Below are 25,934 nucleotides of genomic sequence, written 5' to 3'. Positions count from 1 at the left end.
CGACTTAGTGTCCTACCGGCCGTTCTGTAGATACGCGATGGCTATCAGCGATCCGACTTCGTCGTTCACGTCCTCGGTGCTGGTGAGCCCGATCTTGTGAGTCGACTGCCCGGGAGCTTTGGCCGGCACCAGAAGTTCGGAACCGGGGGCCTCGACAAAACGTAGTCCGAGGTCGACTCGGGCTTTGGTGGCCGCTGCGATGGCAGCAAATTGGCGAGCGCGAACAAAGGGCGTGTATGTTCCGCGGCCTTCGACTCGAACATCGGTTCCGAGCTCTTCGATCAGACGTCGGGCTGCATCGAAGATGGGTCGCAGTGCTGCCTTCGGGCCGCGGTACTGCTGGTCGATGTATTGCTCGACGGTCGGCTCCACCCATCCGGACTGTTTGGCAGTCTCGAATGCAATTGCCCACTGCGAGTTCTGCGGTACACCGTGCTCTGCTTTCAGCCACTTGCGGACTTCGTTCTGATCGAGCGGGTCGACCCCCGACGTGCGTACAGCCTCAACCCATTCTTCGAGAGTGCGTCCGGTACGGTCGCGCGTGGACGAGGTGACTGCGGCCATCATGTCGGAGGGTTCCATGTGTCTGTTCTACCGGTTGCCGCTGTGTGCACGGGTAGCTCGCTCAGTCGATGCCCAGCATCGCCCTGAGCGCGTCTGCGCCGGTCACTTCGACGGGGTACGGCGGTGCGACAAAATCTTCGCGCCTGAGGGTGAAGAGTCGACGCACGGTCATTCGGCCGTCGGCAGCCAACTCCTCTACTGTGCCGTCGGCGCGGTACCCGACTTTGGTCGACACCGTGATCGAGGCGGGGTTGTCCGTGAACGCCGACGACACGACGCTGCGTGCGCCCAAAGAGTCGAATGCGAATGCGCAGATTGCCTGTCGGGCAAGAGTGCCGATGCCCCGGCCTTGGAACCCGCGCCCGATCCACGAGCCGGTTTCACCGGTACGACTTTTGGGAAAGTCCGTCGCGGCGAACGCCTGGCAGCCGACAATTTCTCCGTCGACGACAATGGCTGTTTCGAATTTCCAGTCGGCCGTGGTCATCGCTCCGCGGACCGACCAGTGGTATTGGATGAATCTTCGCGACACTTCGGTGGGAGTGCCCACCGTCCAGGGGACGAGAAACGGCATCTGTTCGGCAGGGTGAATGCCGGCTCGGACCAGCGCAGCGAGTTCGGGGAAATGGTCGTCGCGCACAGGGACCAAGGTGACGGGCCCACACGTGATCGTGACTCCGTACGGAGGCCAGATCTCTGTCAGTGGACCAACCATCGTCTTCAGGCTTTCGTTCGTGTACGAATCGGTTCACAGTCTGGCATGCCCGGCCCGTCCGAGTGAGCGACTTCTGGTCATCGAGATTCTTTTGCCCTCGCGGTACGGAGTCGTGACATTAGTGTGTGGACGGTGACTACAGACAAACCGGTACGTCTTCGTGAAGGTAGATCGCCTGACAGGCTTTCGCGTGGTGTGGTGGCCGGATACGCAGCGGGAAGTGTCGGCACGGGTGGATTCGGCGTGCTTCCAGGTCTGGTACTGGCGTACTACCTGACCGATACGCTCGGCGTGGCCGCGGCGCTCGCGTCGCTTGTAGTCATTGTCCCGAAAATCGCCGACGTCCTGATCGATCCGCTGATCGGGTCGATCAGCGATCGAAGCTCTCATCGAACTGGTACGCGAGTGCCACTCATGCTCGCAGGCGCTTTGGGACTGCCGTTGCTCTTCATTCTCACGTTCTCAGCCCCCGTGTCTGCGGGCCCCGGAGTCGGGGCGTTGTGGGTGCTCGTCTTCTTCCTGCTCGCGGCGAGTGCGTACAGCCTCTTTCAGGTTCCATATATCGCGTTGCCGACCGAGTTGACCGGCGATTACCACGAACGCACTCGTTTGGTATCGGTTCGAATTGCGGTGTTGGCCCTGACAATTCTGGTCATCGGCGCTGGTGGACCGGAACTTCGCGACGCTGCCGGGGGCGGAGCACGCGGTTATCTGGTCATGGCCATCGGGGTGTCGGCGCTGATGTGTGGGGCAATGATCTGGGCAGTTCGCGGAGCGGCGCGCCACACGGTGACTCACGCGGACGCGCCGGTCGGCTCGTTGCTCTCGCAGTACCGAGACGGGTTCGACGCGATACGACGTACCCGCGCGTTCCGATTGCTGGTCATCGTCTTCGTGCTCCAAGCACTTGCCACCGCTGTGATGTTGGCGGGTGCGCAATATCTGGCGACCTATGTGATGGGCAGCGAAGGCGCGCTCACCGGTCTGTTCGTTGCACTTGTCGGACCAGCTCTCGTCGTCATGCCGCTGTGGTACCGGTTCTCGCATCGGTACGGAAAGCTTCGCGGTTACGTCGTGTCCTCGGTTCTGTTTGTCGTCGCGACGGCGTTGTTGACGCTTGCGGCTGTCAACGCCGGTTCGTGGATCTACGGTGCCGTCGCCCTTGCCGGCGTCGGATATGCCGGCATGCAGGTGTTCCCGTTGGCGATGCTTCCTGACGTCATCGAGGATGACGCGCGAATCGGTGGACGCCAACGTGGTGGTTCGCTCAGTGGTATCTGGACAGCCTCGGAAACCGCAGGCCTTGCCCTGGGGCCCGCGGTGTTCTTGGGTGTACTCGCGGTGACCGGCTTCGTTTCGAAAACTGCGGGCGAGACTGTCGTGCAACCGGAATCAGCGCTGACCGGAATAGCCCTTGGCTTCTCGGTCGTCCCGGCGATCCTGGTTGCGATCAGCCTGGTCGTACTGCGGAATTACCGCACCGAACAAGAATCCACTCACGAGAACGTAGGTGAACGATGAGTTCCACTCAGGCCGAGGAACTTAAGGGCAAGATCGTCGAGAGCACGAACCTCGAGAAGAGGGCGGCCGACATCTTGACTCGGCTGCGTTCGCTTCGTGAGCAGGATGCCCCGACGCACGGAGGCCGGGTTCTGTCGTACGTGTACGACAGCGGCCTCGCCGCGCTCGACGAGTTGGCAGCGGACGCAGCTCGATTGGTTCAGCCGGTCAACGGTCTCGACCCGACGGTGTTCCCGTCCACGGCGGTGATGGAGCGTGAGTTGGTTGCGTTCGCTCGAGAGTTCCTCCATGGAGCTTCAGACCCAGCCGCAGATACAGATACAGGCACAGACACAGACGCCGGAGGCGTAGTCGTCGGAAATGTCACCAGCGGCGGAACGGAGAGTTGTGTGTTGGCCGTCAAGGCAGCTCGCGACTTCCGCGGGCTCCCGCCGGGTGAGGGTTCGCTGGTTCTTCCGACCACCGCGCACGCCGCTTTCCACAAGGCAGCGCACCTACTCGGACTGGAACTCATTCTGGTACCCGTAGATCCCACGTCGGGGCGCGTGGGCGCACACGATATTGCGACGGCAGTTCGGAAGGACACGGTTCTGATCGTCGTCTCGGCGCCCAATTACCCGTTCGCGGCGCTCGACCCGATCGCCGACGTCGCGGAAGTTGCTCGTGCACATTCGATTCCATTACATGTCGACGCCTGCATCGGTGGGCTTGCGTTGCCGTGGTGGGGTGATCTGCCGCCCTGGGATTTCCAGGTGCCCGGTGTCACCAGCATGTCGGTCGACTTCCACAAGTACGGATACTCACCCAAGGGCGTCTCGGTCTTGCTGCACCGCGGGCGTGACCTGCATCGCAAGCAGTATTTCGGACTCACGGACTGGCCGGGGTATCCGGTGGTCAATCCCACGCTTCTCGGTTCCAAATCCGTTGCTGCTCTGGCCGGAGCGTGGGCGATTTCGCAAGTTCTCGGGCAATCGGGGTACGCCGAACTGGTGTCCCGGGCGCAGCGGGCCACCCGTGCGCTGATCGAGACGGTCCAGAGCATCGACGGGCTTCGCGTCGTGGGCTCGCCGGTGGGGCCGCTGTTCGCGGTCGCCACCGATGGTTCGGTGCCCCTCGAACGTCGAGTCGATCCGCATCGCTGGGTAAGCGCTGTCGGTGCCCGCGGCTTCGTCCTTCAAGGGCAGCCGGCGTCGACGCAACCTGACGGAACTGTATTGCCTCGAACAACCCACCTCACCGTCACCCCGGTGACCGAGTCGGTGCTCGGCGAGTTGACCAATGCGCTCGTCCTCGGTGCCGACGACGTTCGCGGCTCGGCGGCAGCCGAGGCGCCGCCGGCACTGGCAGAGTTGGCCGGAGCATTCGAACGTGGCGATGTCACCGTCGCCGATGTTCTTGCGTTGCCAAGTGACGCTGTCGCGGCAGCTTTGAGGTCGGCGGGGCTGGATCCTCGGGGTTCTGCTGATTCTCCCTTGGACATGGCGGCCGTCCTCGCGGCAGTGGAATCGCTGCCACGTGAGGTGACTAAGAGACTGCTGGTGGAATTCCTCGCCGGGCTGGTGGAGCCCTGACACCGCTATGAATACCGAAACCTCGATGAATACCGAAACTGCGGTGAACACTGCCCAAAACTCGGACAAATGGCGCGAAAGATTCGCGAATCGGGCGTAAGTTTTCTGTCATCGGCTAACCATCTTTTGTCGGAGGGGTGGATCTGTGACTGGTGCCGCGACCAAGATTTTGACGGTTTTCGAGGAAGTGATCGGGGTTCCGCTTCCGGTTCGCGTGCGATGTTGGGACGGTTCGGAGGCAGGTCCGCCGGACGCCGCTGCGCGGGTACATTTCCGGAATCGGCGTGCCCTACGTCGAGTCCTTTACTCTCCCAACGAATTGGGGCTGGCGAGGGCATACGTGTCCGGCGATCTGGACGTAGACGGCGATATCTTTGCGCTCCTCGATGTCCCGGATCTGGTCACGCGGCTCGGTGAGAATCGTTTGTCGGCGTTGCCGTTGCGCTCGCTGGTCCGCGCCGCCGGTACTTTCGCCGGCTTGGGGGCGGTGGGTCCACCGCCATCGCCTCCGTCGATCGAGATGCGTCGTAAGCGAGGCAAGCGGCACAGTAAATCACGCGATTCGGCCACGGTCTCCCATCACTACGACGTCGGGAACCGCTTCTACGAAATGTTTCTCGGGCCGAGCATGGTCTATTCGTGCGGGTACTGGCCGGAAGGGGTCGAATCCCTCGAAGCTGCTCAGTACGCGAAGCTGGATCTGATTTGCCGCAAGCTCGATCTGAAGCCGGGAATGCGACTGCTCGACGTCGGTTGTGGCTGGGGATCGATGGCACTGCACGCTGCCCAGAACTACGGCGTCGACGTCGTCGGAGTGTCACTGAGCAACGAGCAGGTCGAGTACGCCAAGGGACGAGTTGCCGACGCGGGTTTGGCCGATCGTATCGAGATTCGGGTGCAGGACTATCGCGACGTCGACGACGGCCCGTACGACGCGATTTCGAGCATCGGCATGTCCGAGCATGTGGGCCTGGCCAATTTGCCGGTGTACACGGCAAAACTCTTCGACCTGCTCGTGCCACAGGGTCGTCTGCTCAATCACGCCATCGCGGCGGTGAAGTCTTTGTCGGACAACGTCGATGACGGACGCAGTTTCATCGACAGGTACATCTTCCCGGACGGTGAGATCCTTCCGCTGAGCAAAACCATTGATGCGCTCGAACTTTCAGGTTTCGAGACGCGTGACAGCGAGTCGTTGCGCGAGCATTACGCCTTGACACTGCGCGCGTGGGTACAGAATCTTCGCGAGAACTGGGACGCATCGGTCCTTCAGGTCGGTGCTCCCCGCGTGCGTACCTGGTTGCTGTATCTCGCTGCCAGTGCCCTGGGTTTCGAGGAGCCGCACAGGCTTACGATTCATCAGGTCTTGGCCGTGAAACCAGGGGATCGGGGGGCCAGTGGCATGGCCCGCTCGCGTAGCAGTTGGTATCGATCGATTGAAGTCCCGCAGATCGAAACCGGTCCGTGCGTCGACTGAGGCCTATACGTTGGATTTCCATGAGCACCCGGAAGGTTGTCCTCGCGGCACTGAAGGTTTCGGCCGTTGCGGTATCGGCGCTGTTGTCGACCTCGCTACTGTTCACACCGGTATCGAACGCCGAACCTGTGAACGATTTCTACGACGCGATTCCGGGCGACGTCGGTGATCCGGGTTCGGTGATTCGGACGGAACCGCTGCCGCTGGCCGGTGCCCTCGGCGGAGTGCCTGGTGTGGGGACCCGGATCCTGTATTCGAGTACCGACACCCACGGATCCAATGTTGCTGTGTCGGGCTCGTACCTGGAGCCGGCTGCCCCGTGGTCAGGCGCGGGCCCGCGCCCGACGGTGGTGATCGGTCCGGGCACGCAGGGCCAAGGTGATCAGTGCGCGCCGTCGAGGATGTTCCCCACTGCCGGTCAACTCCGCCTGGCGGAACCCGGGAATCCGTCGAACTACGGTGCCGGTGTGGACAGTGTCGGTGTCAACTACGAGTCCGCATTTGCTTTCGCATTCCTAGCCCAGGGCGTTCGCGTGTTTGTCACCGACTACATCGGACTCGGAACACCCGGCATCCATACCTACGTCAATCGCGCCGAGGAAGCCCATGCGATGTTGGACGGTGCACGCGCTGCCCGAGCCTTGGCGAAGGCAGGCGAGGACGATCCGATAGCGCTGTGGGGCCATTCGCAGGGCGGCGGCGCCACTGCCGCTGCAACCGAACTGGCACCCGAATACGCGCCTGAGTTGAATCTGGTCGGGAGTTACGCGAGCGCGCCCCCGGCAGACCTGGCAAGCGTTCTGCGTCATATCGACGGTACCGGCCTGATGGCCGCGATCGGCTACACGATCAACGGCGTCCTCGACCGATTTCCCGCCGCCCGAGAGCCGATCGAATCTCGACTCAACGACTACGGCCGGTCCGTGCTCGCCGACGTCGCCGGGCAATGCCTCATCGATTCCCGAACCAAGTACGGGAAGCAGTCGACGGCGTCGTGGACCACGGACGGCCGGCCACTTGCCGACGTGGTGGAATCGGTACCGGAGATCCAGCAGGTGATCGAGGAACAACGCATCGGGCGGCGAACCCCGGCCTCGCCGATTCTGGTCAACGGAGCGCTCAACGACGATTTCATCCCGTACGAGCAAACCCGGCGCCTGGTTCAGGACTGGTGCGCGCGCGGGGCCGAGGCGACGTTGTTCACCGACACCCTGCCTGCAGTGAATCCGGGGAGCGGTAACAATCACCTCGCGCCGGCCGTAGCGGACTTCGGTGTCGGATTGCGGTACGTGCTGGACAGATTCAACGGCAAGCCATTGGTCGGTGCGTGCAACGCCTGAGACACCTGCTTCTCGATTACCTTGCGGCGTAACCACCGTCTCATTGCGAACGGTGGTTGACTGAGCCCGTGAACGATCGATCGCACGACCTTCCGATCAACCCGGTTCCGCGGAGTGAGCTGGGTGCCGGGCCAGCGCTGAGAGTGTCGACAGGTCTGGTGCTCGGTGTCGCTGCAGGCGTCGTCACGGCGTTGGTCGGCTACCCCCGGTTCGCCTTCCTGATCGGCTGGGATGTCGCGGCGATGGTGTTCACGGTGTGGACGTGGATTCTGGTCTGGCCCTTCGACGCGACGCTCACCGCGAGCCACGCAACGCGGGAAGAACCGGCTCGCAACGTCGCACACCTGCTGATTCTCGGCGCTGCCGTCGCGAGCCTGGTCGGTATCGCGTTCCTGCTCTTGGCGGCACCCGACGGACATCACTACCAAGTCGTGGCGGCATCGGTTGCAGTCGGCAGCGTCGTGATCTCGTGGCTGGCGGTCCACACGCTCTTCGCCCTCGGCTATGCGCGGCTGTACTACTCGGGCCCCGACGGCGGAATCGATTTCAATCAGGAAGAACCGCCGCGGTACAGCGATTTCGCCTACGTGGCCTACACAGTCGGGATGAGCTTCGCGATTTCCGACACCAACTTGAAGTCGTCGGACATGCGCGCGATGGCGCTCGGCCACGCATTGCTGTCGTATCTGTTCGGTTCGGTGATCGTCGCGTCCGTCGTCAACTTGATTGCAGGCCTGTGACCGATCAAGCCGTGTGACCGATCAAGCTGCTGCACGCCCGATGCTCGAGAGGAAGCCGGCGGCTCCGAAGAACAGGCCGGCGAACACTCGATTGGTGGTTCGCTGCTGTTTGGGGGATCGCATCAAGGTGAGCACCCGTGCAGCCAGCCCGGTGTATCCGGTCATCACGATCACGTCGACTGCGCACATCGTGGCGGCGATGATCAGATACTGCGGAAGCAGCGGTGCCGACGGGTCCAGGAACTGTGGGAGCACAGCGAGCATGAAAACGACGGCCTTCGGGTTGCTCGCGTTCACGAGAAAACCGCGAAGCATCATCATCGGGCCCGAACTGCTCGCGGTTGCCTCGTCGGTCTCCACCTCGGTGGGAGCCGATCGCCACTGCCTGATTCCCAGGTAGACGAGGTATGCCACACCGAACCACTTGATCAAGGAAAAGGCCACGGTCGAACTGGCGAGAATTGCACCGACCCCGGCCGCGACAATTCCGAGCTGCAGCAGCAATCCCAACTGCAGCCCGAAGATGTTCCAGTATCCGCGCCGCAAGCCGTAGGCAAGCCCTGACGACATCGACGCAATGGCGCCGGCCCCCGGTGACAGGCTGATCACCCAACTTGCTCCGAAGAACGCCAACCAGACGTGCCAACTCATGTCGAAAGTCCTTTGATCGGGGAATACTCCCGACAACCAGCACGCACGGGATCAGAAAAGTGTAGACGGACTGTCCTGCTCACTGCTCGCGACAGTGCAATGATCGGGAGATGACGTCGTATCCCGTACTCGACCTGACACCCGACGAATTACTGACCACAACGCGGACGGTTCGAAAGCGTCTGGATCTGACCCGTCCCGTGCCGTTGGACCTGGTGAAGGAATGCCTCCAGATCGCCCTGCAGGCGCCCTCCGGTTCGAATCGCCAGGGGTGGCAGTGGATGGTGGTGACCGATCCGGCACTGCGTGCAGCAGTCGGGCAGATCTACAAGGAAGTCACCGACGAGTACCTTGCTTCTCACGGTTCGGCGGCAAAACTCTTCGCCGATGATCCCGATCGCGCGCCGATCCAACAGCGAGTAGGCACCAGCGTCGCGTGGCTCGGTGAGCACATGGGCGAGGTGCCGGTTCTTCTCATTCCGTGCATCAAGGCGGGTAAGACGTTGCCGGAGGGGAACCAGGCCGGTCTGTGGGGTTCTCTACTCCCGGCCGCGTGGAGTTACGCTCTGGCCGCACGGGCACGTGGACTCGGTACGGCGTGGACGACATTGCACCTGCAGCGTGAAGCGGAAGTTGCCGAGCTGCTGGGTATTCCGGCCGGATTCCATCAGGCGGCGCTTATCCCGACGGCGTACTTCACCGGCGAGACGTTCAAACCCGCCGCCCGTGAACCGGTCGACAACGTGCTGCACGTGGACCGATGGTGAGCCTGATCTACTCGGCGATCTGCTCGATCGACGGGTATGTGGCTGATGAGCAGGGGAACTTCGACTGGGCGGTTCCCGACGCGCAGGTCCATTCGTTCGTCAACGAGCTCGAGAGGGGAGTCGGCACGTACCTGCTCGGGCGCCGGATGTACGAGACGATGATTCCCTGGGAGACAATGATTCCCTGGGAGACAATGGCACACGAGGACCTTCAAGGTACTTCCGTGTCGGTAGGTTCTTCGGTGCCGGACGAGTTTGCCGGAATCGAGTCGGCGACAGTCGAGTTCGCTCAGATCTGGGGTGGCATCGATAAAATCGTGTACTCCACGACGCTGAACGAGGTGTCGACGGCGCGCACAACGATTGCCCGGGACTTCGACGCCGACGCCGTTCGTGCGCTCGAGAGCGAAGCGGTACAAGATATCTCGATCGGCGGGCCGACGATCGCTGCAAGTGCATTCGCGGCGGGGCTGGTCGACGAATGCCGACTGTTCGTCTGCCCGGTCAGCGTAGGAGGCGGATTGCCTGCCCTTCCGCGCGGGCGACTGGACCTGCGGCTGCTCGAAGAGAAAACCTTCGACGGCGGCGTCATCTATCTGCGGTACGCCGTCCGCTAAGCCGCGATCATCACCGCCGTGACTACTGCGAGTAGAGCGATGTAGGCGGCGGCATGGATCCGGTCCGGGATGGCGCCGACAATTCGCCGGCTCAGTGCAATCGCAGGTAGAGAGCCGGCCAGTAACGCGCAAACGGCGAGAAGGTCGATTGCGCCGACCCTGCCCGCTGACAGATCCGAGGCGGTGCTGTGCCCTGAGGAGGCCGCGTACACCGCAGTCGCGACGACGGCGACAGGCAAGCTCAACGGGTTGGCGCTCGCGGCGGCGTCGGCCATCGGAACTCCGCCGCGACGCATCATCGGAACCGTCATGACGCTCCCGCCGACTCCGAGGAAACTTGCGACGGCGCCGATGCCTATCCCGACAGCGCGGACGCCGTGACGGTCAAGATGTTCTCGAGGTTCAGGTGGTGTCAGAAACCCCTGTCGCAGAAGGCTGTCGAGGATTGTGACCACGAGGTAGAGGACGAACAGAATTCGAACGGCGCCGTCGTCGACGTGACCTGCCGCAACCGCTCCGAGGCCTGCTCCGGCTGCGACGGGGCCGATCAGTGGTCTGATGTACTCCGCCCGAAGCCGTCCTGACTTCCTGAATGCGATTGTGGCACTGAGTGAATTGACCACCATCACTGCCGCCGAGGATGCGACGGCGACATGCATCGGATCGATGACGTCCGCCCGAAGTGTGGATGCAGCGTAAACGACTGGGACGGTGACAAACCCGCCACCGAATCCGAACAGAACGGTGGTGACTCCGGTCAAGGCGCCGAAAGCGAGAAGGATGAGGGCGTAGTGAAGCACTTGATGAACGGTAGCGATTTCTACGCTGGCGCACATTCGAAGGTTCGCCACGTTCCATTGTCAATCAGACACGGACTCGGTAGGTTCCTCCGGTGCGCAACATCTCGATCAACGACGTCGATCACTCACCTCGCGGTGTTCTCGCAATCGGAACCGACTACCCACCCGGTCACGTGCTGGCCGCCCACGAACATCGACGAGCCCAGTTTCTCTTCGCTGTGAACGGTGCGATGAACGTCGAAACCGATGACGGTGAGTGGACGGTTCTGCCGTCCAATGCGGTCATGATTCCCGCCGGTGTCGCTCATGCGGTGACGATGGACGGTGTCAGCACGCGAAGCCTCTACATCGAACCGTCCGCAGCGCCGTGGTTCCCGGTCAGGTGCCGAGTCGTCGCGGTGTCGTCGCTCCTGCGTGAGCTGCTCGTCGCTGCAGTCGACATGGATGTCGAGTTGAACGTGGAGGACGACTTCCCGGCACACGGACGCGGCGCCGCGGTATTTCAGCTGATCCTGCACGAACTTCGCGATCTTGCGCCCCTGCCTGTGGAACTTCCGCTGCCTCGGCACCCGGGATTGCGGGCGTTGTGCACGCGGTATCTCGCCGGCCCGTCGATCCACGACTCGCCCACGCGGTGGGCCGAGCAACTCCACATCAGTGAACGAACACTGCACCGCTTGCTGATCTCGGAAACGGGGATGAGCGCGTCGTCGTGGATGCAGCGTGCCTGCATTCTTCACTCGCTCCCGAAACTCTCTGCCGGTGCCAGTGTGACAGCCGTTGCGGCTGAACTCGGATACTCGACGCCGGCTGCCTTCGCAGCGATGTGCACCCGAGTCTCGGGTGCACCGCCCAGTAGCTATCGGGCGCGCGTCACGACACAGACACCGGGATGATGTCGGCGACGACGTCGTGGATGAGACCGTCACGGACTTCGAAGGTTTCACGAATCTCCACGGTCATGAGGCGAGTGCCACCGATTCCCGCGTCGAGCAGATAGGTGGTCGAGACGATGTCCCCGGCTTCCGACATCTCTAGGTCTCGTACGCCTTGGATAACGCGGTATTGGATACCGTTTTCGAGGTCGGCGGACATCTGTGGTCCGGAGAACCCCGTCTTGAGTCCGGCTTCGACGCGCGTCGCATCCGGGGCGAAATGAACATCGGAAACGTCATGGGAGACCAGGGCGTCGATGTAGGCGCGTGCTTGCGCCTCGCGGAGTGAATCGGCCGGGTTGGGGGCTGCTGTCGCAGCGCCTCCGGCAACCAGGATCAGGGCAGCCGTGGCAGCGGCAGTTCCGGCGATATTTCGCAGTGTTCGCATGGGACATCCTAACGACGAGGTGTGGAGGAATTCGGAAAACGGCCGTCATCGAGTAGCCGTACAACTGCGGGGAGGATCGACGAGCGAGCAGAAAGCCGGGGCCATGACGGGCACGTAGTCGGCTCCGACGCCGTTCTCGTGAATGATCCGGCGGTAGGTGTCGACGCCGTCGGTCGGGATTCGCGCTGCAGTGGGATCGCCGAGAACATCGACCGTGTAGAGGCCGAATCGAGGTCGGTACGAACCCCATTCGTAGTTGTCGGTGATGGACCAGTAGTTGTAGCCGATCACGTCGGCACCGTCTTCTCGGGCGCGTTCCATCCAATAGATGTGATCGCGTAGGTGATTCGAGCGTGTGTAACCGTCGGCGCGCGGCGCTCCGTTGTCGGTGGGCATGCCGTTCTCGACGATGTAGAGGGGGAGTTCTGGATACTTGCCCGAGTACCGCATCAATGCGTCGTAGAGGCCTTCGGGTTGTGGTGTGACGTTGTAGAACTCGTCGAGTGCGGCGTACGCGGCAGTCGGATTGTTCAGGGCCACACCGTAGTAGTAGTCGATCCCGAGAAAGTCGAGCTTGTCGCGCACCCGATCCGTGAATACCGAATCGATCGCCTCGGACACGCCGGGAATGAAGGAGAAATTACTGCTCACGCGGGCACCGGGATCGAGAACATGGATGCGGTCGTAGATCGCCCGGTGGACTCGGACCAATGAATCGAACATCGACGGTGCCTGGGTGAGTGCGATTCCGCCGTAGGTCAATTCACGCTGAACATACACAGTCGGCTCGTTGATCGTGATCCACAGCGCCCCGATTCCGGAGTACCGCTCGACTACCTTCTCTGCGTTGACCAGCCAATCGGCTTCCGTCTTCGGATTTGTCCAGCCGCCTTGATCGACAACCCATCCCGGATACACCCAGTGGTCGAGCGTGATCATCGGAGTCATGCCCCGCGCGCGGATGTGAGCCACCACGTCGTCGTAGTACGCGAATTCGGTCTCGTTCCAGCTCCCGGCGGCGGGCTGAACTCGCGCCCACTCGACGCCGAATCGGAAAACCTTCGATCCCAGATCGGCCGCCCGGTCGATGTCCTCGGCGTAGCGATGCCGGAAGTCGACCGAATCACCGATTTTGTCGTGCGTTCGTCCAGAATCGGAGTATCGAGACCAGTTGCTGTCCGGCGACGAACCTTCCGATTGGAATCCGGAGGTGGCAACGCCCCAGAGGAAGTCATCCGGTACCTCCGCTGAGGCGCGAGCGGGAAAGGCGAGCGCCCCGAGCAGGCACGTCAGTGCCATGAGTGCAGGCGTAACAGACCGTGACAGGGCTCCCATGCCTGGGAGACTAAGTCATACAAGTGTCCAGTCGCAGGCGTTTCGTCCGATCCGCCCGCGACTGGACCGTGTCACTCAGTGACCCAGCCTCTCAGAAATTCCGCTCAGAAAACCATGGTCATCGATCCCGGATTCCACGTCCCGGAGCGCTGAACGGTCGCTTCGTCGACCTGGGCAGGCACTGCACTCGGATCGATCGGTGTGTACTTCTCGATCGAACCCCAGTCGCGAGCCCAGTCGTTGTCGAGATACGACGGAATGGTCTGAGCGGTCAGGAGCAGATCGATCCACCCCAACGGTCCACCGCCGTAGTGGTCCTGCCAGGCACTGGTCACGAGCGCGCCGGAATGGTCGGGAAGGATCCGATACTCGGGGACCTCGGCGATACCGACCCGATGATCGAAGGGGCGTTGGCACGGGAATGCCAGTCCGACAGCCCAATCCAGCATGACGGGCGCCTGCGAACCGACGACGTCGTTGAGCTTCTGGGTATTCGGAACCCGCGGCGGGGTAACGGCCACCCATTGGTCGGGCTTGCTGTCGTAGTCGCTGACGACAAGTCGAATGCTGTTGGCTTCGACGGGAATCTGGTCCAGCGGCACACGCAGGTTCCGCCATGACGGTGCCGGACCGATGTCGAGGGGCGCGATCTTTCCGAGTGTTTCCACAGCGTCTGTTTCGGCATCGTCGACGCCACGCGCTGTTCCGTATTCGACCTCGACGTTCTGGCCGTAGGTGACGATTCCGTCCTTGTCGACCGACCGAACACGACCAGCGGTTGCAATCGAGATGATGTCTCCGCGTGTGGCGTTCTCGCCCACGTCGGGGAGTTGGTACCAGTCGCTGGTCAGCGTGCCGGGGGAGGGCTGACCGTAACTACCCATGACGGGTGTTGTCGCCGGGTCGAGACCGAACGGCAACGCGACCGAACTGCCGTTGACCCCGGTCTGTCCGGCGCCTCCGCCGGTTCCGGCCGAGTTACCGGCGGTGTCCTCGGAGGTGTCGACGGTGTTCGCGCCGCCGGTAGCCGTGGCTTCCTTGTCTGCTCGAAGGTCGGAGGCGACGCCATTCGGATCGAATCCTGTAGCCCCACCGGCGGAGAGTGCTGTGGCGACGCTGCCCGAGAGGGGCGTCAGCATCGAGGCGTTCGGATCGGTCTCGAGCAGAACGTCGTTGGCGAGTCCGCAGTGTTGGCCGAGAACGGCGTCGACGTTTGCACGGCCCACCGAATAGGCCGGGTATTGGGTGATCGCGCCCTTGGCCATGGACAGCACCTCGAAGAGGACCATGGCACCTGCGGCAATCGTCAGTGGCGAGATGGCAAGCAGTCGAGCGTGCTTCGCGGACGGTTCCTTCCCGGCGGTGTACGGCTCACGGAAGAAGTACCACGCGGCGACGCCGAGCATCAGCACCGTCACCCCAAGGAGGACGGTGCTCGCGCCGAGTCCGCTGATGGACACCGGCTTGTCCCACCACGGAACGCTGTAGCTGGACACGTAGTAATAGCTGTTGCTGCCGGTGAATGCGACGGCCAGGAGAAACAGTACGGCTGCCGCGAAGAGGGCCCGATTGCGCGGCGAGCGCAGGAGTTTTGTACCCACGGCGACCGCCGTCATCATCGCCAGAACGGCGGTGAGTCCGGCAAAGATTCCGAAGTGGTGCGTCCACTTGGTCGGCGAGAACATCAGCAGTGGCAGTGCGCCGATCGTCAGCCCCACGACGCGGCGTGACGGACCGGCGGCCAAACCGGGAATCCGGCCGCCCTTGCGTAGCATCATCGCGGTGCAGACGCCAAGGCACAGAACCATGACGAACACACCGAATCTGCGAGTCAGAGAACCGTCGACGGAGATGTTGAAGAGGTATTGGTAGCGGAGGTACTCGTCGAACCAGGGCTGGTTCGGTGAGATCGAGTGGACGCGTTGCATCTCGATGACGGCGGCGAGGCTCTGATCGCCGAACGCGGGGATGAGGATCGACAGTCCGGCAGCTAGCAGTGGCCCGACGGCCGCGATGTAACCGGTGGTGCGGGCACGTTCGATGATGATGCGCATGATCGGGCGGATTCCGGCGATCAGTGCGGCGAAGCAGATGAGGCCGGAAGGCCCGGCGGTCAAGGTGAATCCGGCGATCAGAATCGCGACTGCGACCGGCAGAAGTCGTCTCGTCGCGACTGCGCGTTCGATCGAGCACCACGTCAGCAGGACGCCGAGAGCAACGATCGGTTCGGGGCGCAGTCCGTTGTTGAACGGAAGCCAGAACGCGAGGAAGACAAGCGCGCCGGTCCACAGGGCGAGCCGGTTTCCGCGAATTGCGGCTCCCAGTCGAGGCGCGACCTCGCGGCTGATGACGAGCCAGGTGATGATGCCTGCTAACAGAGCAGGCAGACGAACCCAGGGGCTTGCAGTGCTGACGTGCGCCAGGAGTCCGAGGATGTTGTAGTACGGCGTTCCGAACGGGGTCTCGGGGACCGCGAACCACCGGAAATAGTTGGACATGTAGCCCGATTGCTCGGAGGCCCTGGCCATCGTGAACTGGTAGCCGTCATCGGTGGTGGTAGCGCCGATGAAGTGCCAGAGCACCAGAGTTCCGACGACGACGCCGTCGAGGACGGTGAACTTCCACCATCGGGCGGGCAGAAATTTGCGTGTGCCCCGGCCGTCGCGGTTGTCGAGGCGGTGCAGCGCGAAGAGGGACACGACAGCCGTGAGTGCCCCGAGAATCATGGCGAGAGTCTTGATCACCGACGGGCTCGACGTGAAGCGAGAGTCCGCCTCGATCGAGACGTTCAAACCGGCTGATGCCGAATCGAGGTCGCTGAAGACGCCGACTACCTGTGGTCGGCTGTCGCCCTCGATGACGCGCGGTTCGGAACCGGTGGCGCTGAAGGTGGTTCGGGTCGGCTCGGCGGCGAGCGTGAGTGCGCATCCAGTTTGTAGATCAGCAACGGGTGTCGAGAGCAGCACTTGATCGCGCAGGACAACGTCGACCCGAGCGGGAGCGTCGGCGGATTCGGGGGAGACAGTGGCAACAAAGCCGTAGCGGCGCGCATCGGCGGCACCCGGGGGAGCCGTCGAGACGAGTGTTCCGCCGGTGGCGGCCAACTCGCTGATCGACGCGCACGGGATCGATGCCTCCATGCGCAGCGGTGTGTACGAGACCAATGGCGCCTCGACGCTTTTCGTCGACCCGGCCTGCGGCCAGTTGACGACGGCTGTGTCCTGCTCGATCGGCAGGAACGGCACTGATCCGCACAAAACTATGCCGAGGATCGATGCGACAATCGCAACGATCCGTGCTCGGTTCGGTCCGCTGGATCGCTGAGGGGTCGGCAAGGCCGGAGGTGCGGTCGTGGCCACGTCACTGTCTGTCACGACTTTGGACCCTAGCTGTGCGTGACGTGTTTGTTATAAAAGCGCGAGTAATGGGATGGTCGTGTTCCCGGTGCCGTTCCGCGGTGCGGGGGTTGTCGGCGATCGAGGCGGGGGTGCTGTGCACGAAGTTCACGAGTCCATTTCGTTGAGCCCACTTCTGCGGCGTTCGACGGCCGCATTGTGCGTCGTCCTCGGAATTGTCCTGGTGATTGTCTGCGGGTTCGCGGCGATCGTGGAACACGACCCGGCGGGCTACGTCGGCGCCGTGTTGTCCGCGGTCCTGTCCTTCGTGGTGGCCGCGTACATGTGGAAGGTGCGCGTGATCATCACCACAGACGTCGAACGAGTGTCGATCGCGCTGTCTCCGGGGCTGCGTCAGGTATTTCGGTGGGACGAAGTTGTGTCTGCAACTGCAGTACATATCGGGATGGGCTCCGGAATCGGTTATCGAATGACCGGCCCAGGTATGCGGGTAATTCTCGCGTCACCCGGCGCCGGGGTCCGCTTTCGTCTGCACGACGGACGCGAAATCTCGGTGGCGACCGACCGAAGGGACGAGCTGATCGAACTCGCCCGGCGGCGGGCGCCGGACCTGCAGTGAGCGTCGCAGGTGGACCGGTGAAAAATGGGGTGCGCCTATCCTGGATAATTGACATCAGTTCTGTGTTTCAGGCGCGTTGTTCAGGCCTGTAATGCCGGACCGGTTTGCTGCCGCTTGCACAGGCACCCCGTTTGCGTACGAGAGGAACTCTCATGCTTGCCCGCACCGACCTGCGTGGTCGTACCCCATCCACGGCCGAACTTCGCGCCGCGCTTCCCCGAGGTGGAGTGGATGTGGACGCGGTGCTGCATCAGGTTCGCCCGATGGTCGAAGCTGTTCGTGATCGCGGGGCAGAAGCCGCCCTCGAGTTCGGCGAGAAGTTCGACGGCGTTCGTCCGGCTTCGGTTCGTGTACCCGCAGCCGAGCTCGAGCGCGCATTTCGTGAACTCGACCCCGCAGTCAAGGAAGCCCTCGAGGTTGCGATCGAGCGCACCCGCAAGGTGCACGCCGATCAGCGTCGCAAGGACACCGTCACCGAGGTCGTTCCGGGTGGCACGGTCACCGAGCGTTGGGTGCCGGTCGAGCGCGTCGGGCTGTACGTACCCGGCGGCAATGCCGTGTACCCGTCGAGCGTTGTCATGAACGTCGTGCCGGCTCAGACGGCCGGCGTCGGGTCGCTTGTTGTCGCCTCGCCGCCCCAAGCCGACTTCGGCGGATTGCCGCACCCGACCATTCTTGCCGCCGCAGCCATGCTCGGCGTCGACGAGGTGTGGGCCGTCGGCGGCGGGCAGGGCGTCGCCCTCCTTACCTACGGCGGAACCGACACCGATGGAACCGAGCTTGTCCCGGTCGACCTCATCACCGGTCCCGGCAACATCTACGTCACTGCGGCCAAGCGTCTGTGCCGCGGACTGGTCGGCATCGACGCAGAAGCCGGTCCCACCGAGATCGCGATCCTCGCCGACCACACCGCTGACCCGGTCCACGTTGCCGCCGACCTCATCAGTCAGGCCGAGCACGACGTGATGGCCGCCAGCGTTCTTGTCACGACCAGCGTCGAATTGGCCGACGCCGTCGACAAGGCTCTGGCTGCGCAGCTCGAGATCACCAAGCACCGCGAACGCGTCACCACGGCACTGACCGGCAGCCAGTCGGGCACGGTGTTGGTTTCTGATGTTTCCGCTGGTCTGCGCGTCGTCAACGCTTATGCGGCCGAGCACCTCGAGATTCAGACCGAGGACGCAACCGGTGTCGCAGCTCAGGTCACCAGCGCTGGTGCCGTGTTCGTCGGCCCATGGGCGCCGGTCAGCCTCGGCGACTACTGCGCCGGCTCCAACCACGTTCTGCCGACGGCCGGGTGTGCACGTCACTCTTCCGGTCTGAGCGTGCAGACCTTCTTGCGTGGGATCCACGTGATCGACTACTCCGAGTCGGCTCTGAAAGACGTTGCCGGACACGTCATCACGCTCGCCAACGCGGAGGACCTGCCCGCTCACGGCGAGGCTGTGCGTCTACGATTCGAGGCTCTGCGATGAGTAGTGCTCCTGGAGAATCGATTACGGTCGACGCCCTTCCGATTCGCGAGAACCTGCGTGGAAAGTCGGCATACGGCGCACCGCAGTTGACGGTGCCGGTTCAGCTCAACACGAACGAGAACCCGCATCCGCCGACGCAGGCGCTCATCGACGATGTCGCCGAATCCGTGCGCGAAGCCGCGAAGGAACTGCACCGCTACCCCGACCGTGACGCTGTCGCGTTGCGGACTGATCTGGCGGCGTACCTGTCGAAGCAGACGGGTGTACCGGTCACCGTCGACAATCTGTGGGCGGCAAACGGATCGAACGAGATTCTGCAGCAGCTGTTGCAGGCCTTCGCAGGTCCGGGACGTAGCGCGATGGGTTTTGTGCCCTCGTACTCGATGCACCCGATCATCGCCGACGGTACCGATACCGAGTGGGTCGAGGTCTTCCGTCGGGACGACTTCGCACTCGACGTGGATGCTGCCGTCACAGTGATCGAGGAACGCCGACCGGACGTCGTGTTCGTGACCAGTCCCAACAACCCGACCGGACACAGCGTCGGTATTGCGGAACTACGACGCATCCTCGACGTGGCGCCGGGCATCGTGATCGTCGACGAGGCCTACGCGGAGTTCTCCGCTGCCCCCAGCGCGATGACGCTGATCGACGAGTTCCCGGCCAAGCTGGTTGTGACCCGCACCATGAGCAAGGCTTTCGCGTTTGCCGGTGGCCGACTCGGCTACCTCGCCGCCGCTCCCGCGTTCATCGACGCACTGTTGTTGGTGCGCTTGCCCTATCACCTCTCGGTGGTCACGCAAGCGGCGGCACGTGCCGCCCTGCGTCACGCCGACGAGACCCTCGGCAGTGTCCACGCCTTGTCCGCCGAGCGTGATCGGGTGTCGAAGGCACTGGCGGACACCGGTTTCCGAGTGATTCCCAGTGACGCGAACTTCATCTTGTTCGGTCAGTTCACCGACAGCGCACAGGCGTGGAAGGAATACCTCGACCGCGGAGTTCTCATCCGCGACATCGGCATCCCCGGATATCTGCGGGCCACCGTGGGACTCGAAGCCGAGAACGACGCGTTCATCAAGGCCAGTGACGAAATCGCAGGCACCCAGCTGGTCGACACGAATTCAGGAGAGACGGCATGAGCGATCGCATCGCGCGGATCGAACGAACAACTCGGGAATCAAGCATCGTCGTCGAACTGAATCTGGACGGGACCGGCATCGTCGACGTCTCCACCGGCGTTCCGTTCTTCGACCACATGCTCAATGCCTTGGGTACGCACGCCAGCTTCGATCTGGACGTCAAGGCGAAGGGTGACGTCGAGATCGACGCTCACCACACCGTCGAGGACACCGCGATCGTTTTCGGCCAGGCGCTCGGCCAGGCTCTCGGTGACAAGAAGGGCATCCGTCGTTTCGGCGACGCTTTCATCCCGATGGACGAAACGCTGGCGCACGCGTCGGTCGACGTCTCCGGTCGCCCTTACTGCGTGCACACCGGTGAGCCCGACTACATGGTGCATTCCGTCATCGGCGGGTACCCGGGCGTTCCGTATCACGCGGTGATCAACCGCCACGTGTTCGAGTCGATCGCATTGAATGCACGTATCGCACTGCACGTTCGGGTTCTGTACGGCCGCGATCAGCATCACATCACCGAAGCCGAGTACAAGGCCGTTGCGCGCGCTCTGCGTGAGGCGGTCGAGCCGGATCCGCGCGTGAGTGGCGTGCCGTCGACGAAGGGCACACTGTGAGCGTCCTCTTCACCTACCTGCTGTTCATCGGCGCGGGTATTGCCGTGGGCGGCGCCTACTCGATGTTCAAGGTCAACAAGCTTGCGTCGGGAATCCTTCTGGCGTTGGCGGTTCTGGCGGCGGTAGCGGGCGCACTGCGTCTGTGACGCGAAAAGTGACTGCGTCTGTGACGCGAGATCCTGCTCCATCGCCGGGGTTGCTTCGCACTCCGGGCATGATCGGTGTCCTGATCATGGCGGCGGCAGCTTTCGGTGGCTGGTCGTTGCTCTTGCCGGTGGTGCCGTTGCTGGTTGCGCATTCCGGCGGATCGGATGCGCTCGCCGGATCGGTGACCGGTGTCTTCATGGCGGCCACGGTCGTGACGCAACTGCTCGTGCCTCGGTTGTTGCGGACGCAGGGCTACCGGCGCGTGCTGGCGGTCGGATGTCTGCTCCTCGGTCCACCGTCGTTGGTGCTGTTGATCTCGGCCGACGCCGGCCCCGTCCTGGCGGTTTCCGCGGTGCGAGGAATCGGTTTCGGCATGCTGACTGTTGCCGGCAGTGCGCTCGTGGCGGAGTTGGCGCCCAAACGAATTCTGGGCCGTGCCACCGGCGCTCAGGGAATCGCGATCGCAGCGTCACAAATGGCGGGGCTTCCGCTGGGGCTTGCGATCATGGAACGGTGGTCGGCGACACCGGTGTTCGTTCTCGGTGCGCTGATCCCGGCACTCGCGCTGGTGGCCATTGCCGGGTTGCCGAAGATCTTCGCCCAGCCCACCGGCGAATCCGCCCGGTTGAGTGTGTTCGTCGTCTTGGTCCCGGTGCTCGCTCTGGCGTGTGTGTCCGCGTCGTTCGGCGGGCTGTCGTCTCTACTGCCGATCGCAATCTCGGAGCGCGCGGCCGTTGCAGGTGTGGTGTTGGCGACCGCCAGTGGATCGATGTTGATCGGCCGGTACTCGGCGGGCCTGATCGCCGATCGTCTCGGCAGTGGTCGGACACTCGCGCCGGCATTGGCGTCGTCGACCATCGGATTGGTGCTGTTCGCGATCAACGTCGACGGCGGGTCGACGCCGGTCTTGTTCTGCGCGGCGGTCCTTTTCGGGCTCGGGTTCGGGGCGGTGCAGAACGAATCCTTGGTCATGGCGTTTCAGGCTGCCGGGCCGAGGCAACTCGGATCCGCCAGCGCGATCTGGAACATCGGCTACGACGCCGGCACCGGAATCGGTGCACTGGCGTTGGGATTCGTGGCCACGACTGCCGGCTATGCGTGGGTCTTCGCGGTCTCCGCGGTCGTTGTCGCTCTGCTCCCGGCACTGGCCGCGGGCGGCAAAGTGATCGGCAGCAGGGTTGCCCGATAGAGTTGGGGCATGAGCGCTTCCACGATTGCTGTACTCGATTACGGCTCCGGCAACCTGCATTCGGCTACTCGCGCACTGGCGCGCACCGGGGCGCAGGTGGAGGTGACCAACGATATGAAGGTTGCATTGGCGGCCGACGGTCTGGTGGTGCCCGGCGTCGGTGCGTTCGCGGCCTGCATGGAAGGTCTGCGCGCAGTGCAGGGTGACCGAATCATCGGTAGACGCTTGGCCGGTGGCCGACCGGTGCTGGGTATCTGCGTCGGCATGCAGATTCTGTTCGACAGGGGAGTCGAATTCGGTGTCGAGGCGGAGGGCTGCGGCGAATGGCCTGGCACCGTCGAGAGGCTGCAAGCAGAGGTTTTGCCGCACATGGGCTGGAACACCGTGGAGGCTCCGGAGTCGAGCACGCTGTTCAAGGGTATCGACGCCGACACCCGCTTCTACTTCGTTCACTCGTACGGTGTGCAGAGTTGGGAACTCGCGCCGTCCGAGCACATCGCACCTCCGAAGCTGACGTGGGCAGATCACGGCGGAAAGTTCCTCGCTGCCGTCGAGAACGGTGCGTTGTCGGCAACGCAGTTCCACCCCGAGAAATCCGGCGACGCAGGCGCCGAGTTGCTGAGCAACTGGGTGCAGAGTTTGTGACCGGGAGTTCCGGCCCGAACCGTGGCGACGACTTTTCCCTCGCTCGTCTGGCGTTGTTCTCGCTCGGCGCCGCTGTGGCTGCGTTGGCGGTCGCCACCGTCGTCATCGTCGTGCTCAAACCCTCGCCGGGTGTCGGTCTCGCGATCGGTCTCGTGGGGGTCGTTGCTGCGATCGCGGCAATGGGCGTCGTATCCAAGCGGATGACCCGAAAAGCGTTCGGTGACCCGGAAGACGGTTCGAGGTCCTGACCTACTAGGGTTACCGCACGTGAGCCTGGTCCTTTTGCCTGCTGTAGATGTTGTCAACGGTGAAGCTGTTCGCCTCGTGCAAGGAGAGGCGGGAAGTGAGACCGGTTACGGGTCGCCCCGCGACGCTGCTCTTGCGTGGCAGAACGACGGTGCCGAATGGGTGCATCTTGTCGACCTCGACGCCGCTTTCGGGCGTGGGTCCAACAGCGAACTGCTGGCAGGCGTCGTCGGCGACCTGACGGTCAAGGTGGAACTCTCCGGAGGAATCCGCGACGACGCTTCCCTGGAAGCTGCACTGGCCACCGGCTGTGCCCGCGTCAATCTCGGAACCGCCGCTATCGAAGATCCCGAGTGGTGTGCCCGTGCATTGGCCAAGTACGGCGACAAGATCGCCGTCGGACTCGACGTTCGTCTGGTCGACGGCCAGTACCGCACCCGTGGGCGCGGCTGGGTCACCGACGGCGGCGATCTGTGGGAGACCCTGGCCCGTCTCGATCGCGACGGCTGCACCCGTTACGTCGTCACAGACGTCTCCAAAGACGGCACACTCACCGGTCCCAACCTCGAACTTCTCAGTCAGGTCTGCGCTGTCACCGACGCTCACGTCGTCGCCTCCGGTGGTGTGTCGACCATCGAGGATCTGCTCGCCATTTCCAGCCTGGTTGATCAGGGTGTCGAGGGCGCGATCGTGGGCAAGGCGCTGTATGCCGGTCGCTTCACTCTCCCCGAAGCGCTGGCAGCAGTTTCCGGATAGATTTTCCAGATGACTCCGACGCGTGACCTCGACGAACTTCTCGCGATTGCGGGTCGGCTTCTCGATGGCGTCCACGATCAGTTCGTCGCCGGTGTCGGCGCCCCGAGTGCGGTCCGCAAGGGCTGGGGTGATTTTGCCACCGAGGTCGATCTTGCGCTCGAGAAGCGGTTGACCGCGGAGTTGTTCGAGCAGACCGGCATCGAGGTGCACGGCGAGGAATTCGGCGGCCCAGACGTCGGTTCGGGGCTCGTCTGGGTTCTCGACCCCGTCGACGGTACTTTCAACTACTCGGCCGGATTGCCCACTGCCGGAACACTGTTGGCGCTTCTCGACGATGGTGTCCCGGTACTCGGATTGACCTGGCTTCCGTTGATCGGTCACACGTACGCCACTCGTGCCGGCGGTCCGTTGTTGGTCAACGGAATCGCCGTACCGCCGCTGGAGCCAACCGATCTGGCGTCGTCGATCGTCGGATTGGGTGCCCTCAACGTCAACAGTCGCGGCCGGATCCCCGGCAGTTTCCGTCTCGACCTCCTCGCCGAGATCAGCAAAGTGTCCTCGCGGATCCGGATACACGGCTCCACCGGAGTCGATCTCGCTTTCACGGCGGCCGGCATCCTGGGCGGAGCGATCGTCTACGGCCGCAACGCGTGGGACAACGCGGCCGGGGTCGCTCTCGTTCGCGGTGCGGGCGGGGTGGTCACCGATCTGGCCGGCAACTCGTGGACCGTAGAATCGGAGTCGGTGCTCGCTGCCGCCCCGGGCATCCACGGTGAGATTCTCGATATCCTCAACGCGCTCGGTGATCCGCGCGCTTCGTCCTCAGGAGGACCACAGTCATGACCCTCGCAGTTCGTGTGATTCCGTGCCTCGACGTCGACGCCGGACGAGTGGTCAAGGGTGTCAACTTCGAGAATCTTCGCGACGCCGGAGATCCCGTGGAACTCGCGGCAGCGTACGACGCTCAGGGCGCCGACGAACTGACCTTCCTGGACGTCACCGCCTCCACGTCGGATCGTGGCACGATGCTCGACGTCGTAAGTCGTACTGCCGAGCAGGTTTTCATTCCTCTGACCGTCGGCGGTGGAGTGCGCACGGTCGCGGACGTCGATCGTCTGCTGCGTGCCGGTGCAGACAAGGTCAGCGTCAACACCGCGGCGATTGCGCGCCCGGAACTGCTCAAGGAACTGAGTGAGCGTTTCGGCTCGCAGTGCATCGTCCTCTCGGTCGACGCCCGCACCGTTCCGCAGGGGCAGCCGGACACACCGTCGGGGTGGGAGGTCACCACGCACGGGGGCAAGCGCGGCACGGGCATCGACGCTGTCGAGTGGGCCGAGCGTGGTGCCGAGTTGGGAGTGGGGGAGATCCTGCTCAACTCGATGGACGCCGACGGCACCAAAGCGGGCTTCGACCTTCTGATGATCCGCGCTGTCCGGGCAGCAGTCCACGTACCGGTGATCGCCAGTGGCGGTGCCGGCCTGGTCGAGCACTTTGCCCCGGCAGTCGAAGCGGGCGCAGACGCAGTTCTCGCAGCAAGTGTCTTCCACTTCGGCGATCTGAGCATCCCGGAGGTCAAGGATGCGATGCGTGCCGAGGGAATCGTCGTTCGCTAGGCGTTCTCGGCGCGGATTCCGTCGAACATGAGGCGGCTGATGGCTTGGTTCAGCGTGGTGCAGTCGACGGACGAATCGGCTCGCAATCCTTGAATCGCACTTGCCAGCATCATGCCGTTGACGGCCTGCGCAGTGTTGTCGACATCGAGGTCGGCGCGTAGATAGCCGCATTCGACTCCGTGATGCAGGTACGCCGCGGTCAACGATGCCGACTGGTCGAGTAGATCGAGCATCCGGCCAGTGAGATCGGCGTCGACGCCTGTCGTCTCGAAGAGCAGAACCCGCGGAATGCGCGGGTCGTCGAAGAAGATGCGGGGGAGCGCTTCGGCGATGCGACCGACCTGGGCGCGGTACTCGTCCAACGTATTTGCTGCGTCAGGGGCATTTTCGACGGCGAGTGCGCTGATGATCTTTGCGATCAGATCGTCGATGACGTGGTCGATGATGTCGCGCTTGTTCTCGAAGTATCGGTAGAACGTGCCGTGACCGATTCCGAGAGTTGTTGCGATATCGGCAATTCCGGTCGCGTGGTAGCCGCGTTCCGCGAAGCACTCGAATGATGCGTCGATGATCTCGCGGCGCAATTCCGCTTTTTTTCGTTCCGCTCGGGTCATGGCCTTCGTCACGTCTGGAATGATACCGTTCTCAATAACGGAATGACGTGTCAGTTTCTGATGTGCAGTTCACGGGTGCGTGGTTCATGGGTGTGCAGTTCAT

Annotated in this window: 27 protein-coding genes; 19 read left to right on the top strand and 8 right to left on the bottom strand. The window is 63.2% G+C overall.

Annotation, left to right across the window (positions count from 1 at the left end):
• Positions 1-12: 12 nt before the first annotated feature.
• Positions 13-582, bottom strand: coding sequence for a DUF5655 domain-containing protein (locus RE4_RS27615; protein WP_020908015.1), 570 nt, complete (start codon positions 580-582; stop codon positions 13-15).
• Positions 583-625: 43 nt separating this feature from the next.
• Complete coding sequence (locus RE4_RS27610; RefSeq protein WP_020908014.1) at positions 626-1,279, bottom strand: GNAT family N-acetyltransferase; 654 nt, start codon at positions 1,277-1,279, stop codon at positions 626-628.
• Positions 1,280-1,402: 123 nt separating this feature from the next.
• Here RE4_RS27610 and RE4_RS27605 point away from each other — a divergent pair, with 123 nt between their 5' ends.
• The 5 genes from RE4_RS27605 (at position 1,403) to RE4_RS27585 (ending at position 7,928) form a co-directional block, all read left to right on the top strand.
• The gene (locus RE4_RS27605; protein WP_020969800.1) at positions 1,403-2,800 is read left to right on the top strand and encodes an MFS transporter; all 1,398 of its coding nucleotides are present in this window, start codon (positions 1,403-1,405) and stop codon (positions 2,798-2,800) included.
• The gene (locus RE4_RS27600; RefSeq protein WP_020908012.1) at positions 2,797-4,371 is read left to right on the top strand and encodes a pyridoxal phosphate-dependent decarboxylase family protein; all 1,575 of its coding nucleotides are present in this window, start codon (positions 2,797-2,799) and stop codon (positions 4,369-4,371) included. Before RE4_RS27605 ends, RE4_RS27600 begins: the two co-directional genes overlap by 4 nt.
• A gap of 145 nt (positions 4,372-4,516) precedes the next feature.
• Positions 4,517-5,848 carry a class I SAM-dependent methyltransferase gene (locus RE4_RS27595; protein WP_060939726.1) on the top strand — a complete coding sequence of 444 codons (1,332 nt, stop codon included), beginning with the start codon at positions 4,517-4,519 and terminating at the stop codon, positions 5,846-5,848.
• A 20-nt stretch (positions 5,849-5,868) separates the two neighbouring features.
• On the top strand, positions 5,869-7,188 hold the full coding sequence (locus tag RE4_RS27590; RefSeq protein WP_060939725.1) for a lipase family protein: 1,320 nt from the start codon (positions 5,869-5,871) through the stop codon (positions 7,186-7,188).
• A gap of 68 nt (positions 7,189-7,256) precedes the next feature.
• Entirely contained in the window at positions 7,257-7,928 is a 672-nt protein-coding gene (locus RE4_RS27585; RefSeq protein WP_020908009.1) for a DUF1345 domain-containing protein, read from the top strand.
• Positions 7,929-7,949: 21 nt separating this feature from the next.
• Here RE4_RS27585 and RE4_RS27580 read toward each other — a convergent pair whose 3' ends face one another.
• The gene (locus RE4_RS27580) at positions 7,950-8,579 is read right to left on the bottom strand and encodes a LysE family transporter (RefSeq protein WP_060939724.1); all 630 of its coding nucleotides are present in this window, start codon (positions 8,577-8,579) and stop codon (positions 7,950-7,952) included.
• A 110-nt stretch (positions 8,580-8,689) separates the two neighbouring features.
• On the opposite strand from RE4_RS27580, the gene RE4_RS27575 reads away from it, so the two are divergent.
• Entirely contained in the window at positions 8,690-9,346 is a 657-nt protein-coding gene (locus tag RE4_RS27575; protein WP_003942413.1) for a nitroreductase family protein, read from the top strand.
• Positions 9,340-9,963 carry a dihydrofolate reductase family protein gene (locus RE4_RS27570; protein WP_021333666.1) on the top strand — a complete coding sequence of 208 codons (624 nt, stop codon included), beginning with the start codon at positions 9,340-9,342 and terminating at the stop codon, positions 9,961-9,963. The genes RE4_RS27575 and RE4_RS27570 overlap by 7 nt, the downstream gene beginning before the upstream one ends.
• Here the strand turns inward: RE4_RS27570 and RE4_RS27565 are convergent.
• On the bottom strand, positions 9,960-10,763 hold the full coding sequence (locus RE4_RS27565) for a sulfite exporter TauE/SafE family protein (protein WP_019748782.1): 804 nt from the start codon (positions 10,761-10,763) through the stop codon (positions 9,960-9,962). The two genes, RE4_RS27570 and RE4_RS27565, sit on opposite strands and share 4 nt — an antisense overlap.
• Before the next feature lie 92 nt (positions 10,764-10,855).
• Between RE4_RS27565 and RE4_RS27560 the strand changes: the two genes are divergently transcribed.
• Positions 10,856-11,659 carry an AraC family transcriptional regulator gene (locus RE4_RS27560; protein ID WP_021333664.1) on the top strand — a complete coding sequence of 268 codons (804 nt, stop codon included), beginning with the start codon at positions 10,856-10,858 and terminating at the stop codon, positions 11,657-11,659.
• On the opposite strand, the gene RE4_RS27555 is transcribed toward RE4_RS27560, so the two are convergent.
• The 3 genes from RE4_RS27555 to RE4_RS27545 form a co-directional block, all read right to left on the bottom strand.
• Positions 11,637-12,086 carry a DUF8021 domain-containing protein gene (locus tag RE4_RS27555; RefSeq protein ID WP_021333663.1) on the bottom strand — a complete coding sequence of 150 codons (450 nt, stop codon included), beginning with the start codon at positions 12,084-12,086 and terminating at the stop codon, positions 11,637-11,639. The two genes, RE4_RS27560 and RE4_RS27555, sit on opposite strands and share 23 nt — an antisense overlap.
• 45 nt (positions 12,087-12,131) lie before the next feature.
• Complete coding sequence (locus RE4_RS27550) at positions 12,132-13,385, bottom strand: glycoside hydrolase family 1 protein (protein WP_021333662.1); 1,254 nt, start codon at positions 13,383-13,385, stop codon at positions 12,132-12,134.
• A gap of 140 nt (positions 13,386-13,525) precedes the next feature.
• Positions 13,526-16,795 carry an arabinosyltransferase domain-containing protein gene (locus tag RE4_RS27545; RefSeq protein ID WP_370671304.1) on the bottom strand — a complete coding sequence of 1,090 codons (3,270 nt, stop codon included), beginning with the start codon at positions 16,793-16,795 and terminating at the stop codon, positions 13,526-13,528.
• 55 nt (positions 16,796-16,850) lie between these two features.
• Here RE4_RS27545 and RE4_RS27540 point away from each other — a divergent pair, with 55 nt between their 5' ends.
• The 11 genes from RE4_RS27540 (at position 16,851) to hisF (ending at position 25,217) form a co-directional block, all read left to right on the top strand.
• The gene (locus RE4_RS27540; protein ID WP_060939722.1) at positions 16,851-17,396 is read left to right on the top strand and encodes a hypothetical protein; all 546 of its coding nucleotides are present in this window, start codon (positions 16,851-16,853) and stop codon (positions 17,394-17,396) included.
• A gap of 152 nt (positions 17,397-17,548) precedes the next feature.
• A complete protein-coding gene (gene hisD / locus RE4_RS27535; protein ID WP_060939721.1) occupies positions 17,549-18,871 on the top strand; it encodes a histidinol dehydrogenase in 1,323 nt (440 codons plus the stop codon).
• On the top strand, positions 18,868-20,010 hold the full coding sequence (locus tag RE4_RS27530; RefSeq protein ID WP_019748776.1) for a histidinol-phosphate transaminase: 1,143 nt from the start codon (positions 18,868-18,870) through the stop codon (positions 20,008-20,010). Before hisD ends, RE4_RS27530 begins: the two co-directional genes overlap by 4 nt.
• The gene (gene hisB / locus RE4_RS27525; RefSeq protein WP_003942383.1) at positions 20,007-20,621 is read left to right on the top strand and encodes an imidazoleglycerol-phosphate dehydratase HisB; all 615 of its coding nucleotides are present in this window, start codon (positions 20,007-20,009) and stop codon (positions 20,619-20,621) included. The genes RE4_RS27530 and hisB overlap by 4 nt, the downstream gene beginning before the upstream one ends.
• Positions 20,618-20,767, top strand: a complete 150-nt coding sequence (locus RE4_RS31365; protein ID WP_007732248.1) for a CG2302 family histidine operon protein — start codon at positions 20,618-20,620, stop codon at positions 20,765-20,767. The genes hisB and RE4_RS31365 overlap by 4 nt, the downstream gene beginning before the upstream one ends.
• A 68-nt stretch (positions 20,768-20,835) precedes the next feature.
• Positions 20,836-21,957 (top strand): MFS transporter, encoded by a 1,122-nt coding sequence (locus tag RE4_RS27520; protein WP_024487482.1) that lies wholly within the window; start codon positions 20,836-20,838, stop codon positions 21,955-21,957.
• Between the two features lie 9 nt (positions 21,958-21,966).
• Positions 21,967-22,602: an imidazole glycerol phosphate synthase subunit HisH gene (gene hisH, locus RE4_RS27515; protein WP_003942389.1), complete on the top strand. Its 636-nt coding sequence runs from the start codon at positions 21,967-21,969 to the stop codon at positions 22,600-22,602.
• Positions 22,599-22,850 carry a hypothetical protein gene (locus RE4_RS27510; RefSeq protein WP_019748773.1) on the top strand — a complete coding sequence of 84 codons (252 nt, stop codon included), beginning with the start codon at positions 22,599-22,601 and terminating at the stop codon, positions 22,848-22,850. Before hisH ends, RE4_RS27510 begins: the two co-directional genes overlap by 4 nt.
• 19 nt (positions 22,851-22,869) lie before the next feature.
• On the top strand, positions 22,870-23,604 hold the full coding sequence (gene priA, locus RE4_RS27505) for a bifunctional 1-(5-phosphoribosyl)-5-((5-phosphoribosylamino)methylideneamino)imidazole-4-carboxamide isomerase/phosphoribosylanthranilate isomerase PriA (protein WP_060939720.1): 735 nt from the start codon (positions 22,870-22,872) through the stop codon (positions 23,602-23,604).
• A 9-nt stretch (positions 23,605-23,613) separates the two neighbouring features.
• Positions 23,614-24,447, top strand: coding sequence for an inositol monophosphatase family protein (locus tag RE4_RS27500; RefSeq protein WP_060939719.1), 834 nt, complete (start codon positions 23,614-23,616; stop codon positions 24,445-24,447).
• Positions 24,444-25,217, top strand: a complete 774-nt coding sequence (gene hisF / locus RE4_RS27495; protein WP_003942380.1) for an imidazole glycerol phosphate synthase subunit HisF — start codon at positions 24,444-24,446, stop codon at positions 25,215-25,217. The genes RE4_RS27500 and hisF overlap by 4 nt, the downstream gene beginning before the upstream one ends.
• On the opposite strand, the gene RE4_RS27490 is transcribed toward hisF, so the two are convergent.
• Positions 25,214-25,831, bottom strand: a complete 618-nt coding sequence (locus RE4_RS27490; protein WP_029255504.1) for a TetR/AcrR family transcriptional regulator — start codon at positions 25,829-25,831, stop codon at positions 25,214-25,216. The two genes, hisF and RE4_RS27490, sit on opposite strands and share 4 nt — an antisense overlap.
• Positions 25,832-25,934 lie beyond the last annotated feature (103 nt).

Origin of the sequence: Rhodococcus erythropolis NBRC 15567 (assembly GCF_001552595.1) — a bacterium.
GTDB classification, from domain to species: domain Bacteria; phylum Actinomycetota; class Actinomycetes; order Mycobacteriales; family Mycobacteriaceae; genus Rhodococcus_F; species Rhodococcus_F erythropolis.
This window is presented reverse-complemented; position numbering and strand designations above follow the sequence as displayed.